This window comes from Ideonella sp. P3_A4 (assembly GCF_056403075.1).
Map to the genome: position 1 here is coordinate 1 of NZ_JBFUGE010000535.1, position 4,161 is coordinate 4,161.

A 4,161-nucleotide genomic window follows, 5' to 3' on the forward strand; every position below is an offset into this window, starting at 1 on the left:
GGGCCGCCTTGTCGAGTTGTGCCTCCAGACGGCTCAGGTGCTCGCGCATGCCCCGACCCATCGCGATCTGGGGGTTCGAGTAGCCGTCAGTCTTGCCGGCTTCCTTCTCGCGCTGATCGATCACGAGGCGGGCTTGGGCGTGGGCCTGCTCGAACGCACGGGTCTGGCGCAACTGCTCGTCGTACATCGCGCGGCCGAAGAAGGTCAGGTCCGAGCGGCTGCCGCAGCCGTATGAGGTGTGGTCGGCGTCGGCGGCGGTCATCACCAGCGTGTCCGGGCCAGCCAGCGGCTCGACCCAGCTGCCCGAGTAGCAGGCGGAAATCGACAGCAGGCGATAGCGGATGCCAGCCTCGTCCAGCCAGGCTTTCAGGTCTTCCGGTGTGACCGGGTCCACCTCCAGCGGCCAGAAGCTGGTCGCCAGCTCGCCGGACTGCGCCCCGTGCGAAGTCATGTGGATGAACAGCACGTCGCGATCGCGGTCCATCTTCTGCGCCACCTGCTGGATCACGCGCTGCAGGTTCAACGGCGTAGCCCACGGCCAGTCGCGCGCCGTGCCGGCGTGGTTCACGAGCTGGATCGTGCGGCCATCAGCGCCGAAACGCTGAGCCATCACGTCGGCCACCAGCTGGCTTTCGCGGCGGAAGACGTCGCCCTCGGCGAAGGGCGCGAAGGTCACGGCATAGACGTTGATGTCGCCACGCTTTGGCGGCGCCAGGTCGGCCAAGCGCTGCGCCAGCAGCTGCGGCTGCAGCTCGAACAGCTCCTGCGTGAGCACGAGCTCAGGCGGGTTGCCGTCTTCCAACGGCTCGGTCTCGTCCGGGTCCCAGTGGCGCCAGGTGTCGTCGTACTGCGTCGCCCCCACCACCGCGACCAGCAGGGCCACGGCCAGCAGCTTGTGGCGGCGCTTGGCACCCGTCGAACGCCACAGCAGCACCGATTGCGCCAGCACGAGCCAGGCGGCGTGCGACCACCACAACAAGACGCTCCAAGGCCCCATCGCGCTCAGCAGCGCAGCGCCATCGCGAGCGATGGGCACCAGCACGACGCCGAGCAGCAAGCTCAACGGCAACCATTGCGCCGCCAGCATCGACACCAGCGCCACGGCGCTCGGTGCACGAAGACCGTCGTCTGGTTGCGGTTGGGTGCGCGTGAGCCACAGGCACAGCCAGCTGCTGACCACCATAGGCAACCAGCCATTCAACAGCCCCGGCCAATTGAACGTGGCCGGACCGTCGATGTACAGGCGTTCGACGCCGAGGTCGAACGCAAACGGCACCAGCATGAGCGCCGCCAGAACGAACGGCCCAGCCTGCAAAGTCGTCCAATCGGCACGCAAGAAGAAGGCCGTGCGAAGGCCCTGCAGCCACCAAGCCCGCAGCGTCCCTGCTCCCGTCAAACGTGACACAGGCTCGTGCGCCGGTGCCGGCATCTCCACGGCCGGCGCCGAGGCTTCATCCGTCATGTTGGTCTCTCCCTCCCCTGACAGCCTGCACTGTAGCTAGGCTGATGAGGCCTCACCCAGCGCCGCCAAGCCGGCGAGGTCCCGCAGCTCGATGCCACCGTAGCGCAGCGCGATCAGACCCCGCGCCTCCAGCGCCCGCAAAGCCTTGTTGGCGCTTTGCCGGCTCACGCCCAGCATCAGCGCCAGTTGCTCCTGCGGCAGGTTCAGCACCCAACGCGGCGCACCGCTGCGACCGCCGTAGCCATGCGCGACCAACCACAGCCGCTTGGCCAGGCGGCCTTCGAGCGGCAGGTGGGCAATGTCTTCGATCACGCCGAACAGCATGCGCAGCTTGGCGCAGGCCAACTGCGCGATCGCCTGCCAATGGGCCGGGTGTTCGGCCAACCAGGTCAGCAAGGCCGGTTGCGGCACCTGCAACACGGTGGTCGGTCCATCGGCCACGGCGTCGTGGGTACGCGGTTGACCATCGATCAGCGAGATCTCACCGAACCACTGCCCCGGTTCGACGAACGCCAGCACCGACTCGCTGCCATCGGCCTGCACGGCGCCAACGCGCAGCGCGCCCTCCAACACGCAGCACAGGCCTTCGGCCACTTGGCCGCGCCCGAACAAGGCCTGGCCCGGCCCCAGCGCTTGCACCCGCCCGAGCCGCAGCAAGGCCGTGCGCAGTGGCAGCGGCACACCGGCGAACCAGGTGTCGGCCAGCAGCACCTCGCGCCAGGCGGCCAGGGCCTCTGGCCAGGTGTTCAAGGCCTCTGGCTGGTGGGGTTCGGGAATGTCCTGATCCTGCATGGTCGTACGCGGGGGCCGAATGTCGGCGTTTTGACAGTCAGCCCGGCCACGCGCTCCTAGCATGCGGCCACCGCCGACCAAGGAGCCGCCATGCGCAGCGCGAACGAACTGTTGATCCAGTATGCCCACTACCACCGCGACCGCCGCAACATCGCGACGCACTTCGTCGGCATCCCGATGATCGTCTTCGCCATTGGCGTGCTGCTGGCCCGGGCCAGCTTCACCGTCGGTGGCTTGACGCTGACGGCCGCCTGGGTGGCCGCCGCGCTGGTGACCGTGTGGTACCTGATGCGCGGYCGGCTCGACTTGGCCGTGGTCGTCAGCGCCGCCACCTGGCTGCTGGTGGCACTGGCCCATCAGGTCGCCGGTGGCAGCACCACCGAATGGCTGGTCTGGGGCGTCGGCACCTTTGTCGTCGGCTGGGTGCTGCAGTTCATCGGCCACTACTACGAAGGTAAAAAGCCGGCCTTCGTCGACGACCTGGTCGGCCTGCTGGTCGGCCCGATGTTCGTGACGGCCGAGGCGCTGTTCGCTCTGGGCTGGGGCCGTGAGTTGCACGCCGAAATCGAACGCCAAGCCGGCCCGACGCACATCCGTGACCTGAAGCAGCCCCTGGCCTCGCATTGACCGAAGCCTCGCTGCCCGCCGCACCGGGCCCGGTGCTGGTGATGGGCGCCGGCAGCGTCGGCGGCTATGTCGGCGCATGCCTGCAGGCCGCCGGCGCCGAAGTGCATTTTGTCGGCCGGCCTCGCATGCTCGGGGCCTGGCGTGAGCATGGCCTGCGCGTGACCGACCAAGACGGCCGCGATGAGCGCCTGGCCGCGTCCGCGTTGCGCCTGTGGGGCACGGTGCCGACGGGCTTGGCGCCTTCTCTGGTGCTGTTGACAGTCAAGTGCGGCGCGACGCGCGAGGCAGCGGCCGCTCTGGGTGCGGTGCTGCCGGCCGGCACGCCGGTGCTGTCGCTGCAGAATGGACTGGGCAACGCCGACGCTGGCCGCGCGGTGGCGCCGGCATTGCGCTGGCTGCCGGGCATGGTGCCCTACAACATCGCCGAACTCGGGCCCGGCCATTTGCACCGCGGCACCGGCGGCAAACTGGCCGCTGAAGACGACCCCGTCTTGCGCGCCTGGCTGCCAGTGTTCGACGCGGCGCGGCTGCCGCTGCGCCTGCATGCCGACCTGAAGCCGGTGCAGTGGGGCAAGCTGCTGCTGAACCTAAACAACCCCGTCAACGCCTTGTCCGGCCTGCCCTTGCGGGCCGAGCTGATGCAGCGTGGCTACCGCCAGGTGTATGCCGCCCTGCAGCGTGAAGCCCTGGCCGCGCTGGCCGCCGCGGGCATCACGCCGGCCCAGGTGGCCGCCGCACCGCCGCAGCGGCTGCCAATGATCCTGTCGCTGCCCGATTGGTTGTTTGGCCGCATCGCGGCGCGCATGATTCGCATCGACCCCCAAGCCCGCTCCAGCATGGCCGATGACCTGGCCTTGAGCCGCCCGACCGAGGTCGACGCACTGTGCGGCGAGGTCGTGCGCCTGGCGCGCGCCCACGGCCGCGAGGCACCGCTGAACCAGCGCATCCAGGCCTTGGTCGAGGCTTGGCCGGGCGACCCGGCGCCGTTGTCCGCCGCAGCCCTGAAGCAACGCCTGGGCTGGCGTTGACGGGTGTCACACAAACCCGCCACACCGCCATCACAGAACCCTGTTCAGCCCCCTTGCGCAGCGCTAGCATGTAGTGTCCTGTCCCGCAAAYAACTACCATTGAGATTCGACCAGATGGTGATGATCGTGCGTCCAGACGGCAGGGCAGATGCCCAGCGTATCTGCCCTGCTGGCGGGGCGCGCGAGCGCGCCATCTGGTCGAACCCGAAGGGCGGGCCGAAATGGGGCGCTCGCAGCGCCGCCAAGCCGGGC

At 69.1% G+C, this 4,161-nt stretch carries 4 protein-coding genes; 2 read left to right on the forward strand and 2 right to left on the reverse strand.

Translation table 11 applies throughout. The features are described from left to right. Together AC1DYI_RS28380 and AC1DYI_RS28385 are read right to left on the reverse strand one after the other, a co-directional pair. Nucleotides 1-1,462 (reverse strand): C13 family peptidase (locus AC1DYI_RS28380; RefSeq protein ID WP_477207470.1); only part of this gene is annotated, 1,462 nt, incomplete at its 3' end. A gap of 36 nt (nucleotides 1,463-1,498) precedes the next feature. Then, nucleotides 1,499-2,212, reverse strand: coding sequence for a Crp/Fnr family transcriptional regulator (locus tag AC1DYI_RS28385; RefSeq protein WP_477207471.1), 714 nt, complete (start codon nucleotides 2,210-2,212; stop codon nucleotides 1,499-1,501). Nucleotides 2,213-2,344: 132 nt separating this feature from the next. Here AC1DYI_RS28385 and AC1DYI_RS28390 point away from each other — a divergent pair, with 132 nt between their 5' ends. Continuing rightward, nucleotides 2,345-2,881, forward strand: a complete 537-nt coding sequence (locus AC1DYI_RS28390) for an Mpo1 family 2-hydroxy fatty acid dioxygenase (protein WP_477207472.1) — start codon at nucleotides 2,345-2,347, stop codon at nucleotides 2,879-2,881. Further along, nucleotides 2,878-3,909, forward strand: coding sequence for a 2-dehydropantoate 2-reductase (locus AC1DYI_RS28395; protein WP_477207473.1), 1,032 nt, complete (start codon nucleotides 2,878-2,880; stop codon nucleotides 3,907-3,909). The genes AC1DYI_RS28390 and AC1DYI_RS28395 overlap by 4 nt, the downstream gene beginning before the upstream one ends. Nucleotides 3,910-4,161 lie beyond the last annotated feature (252 nt).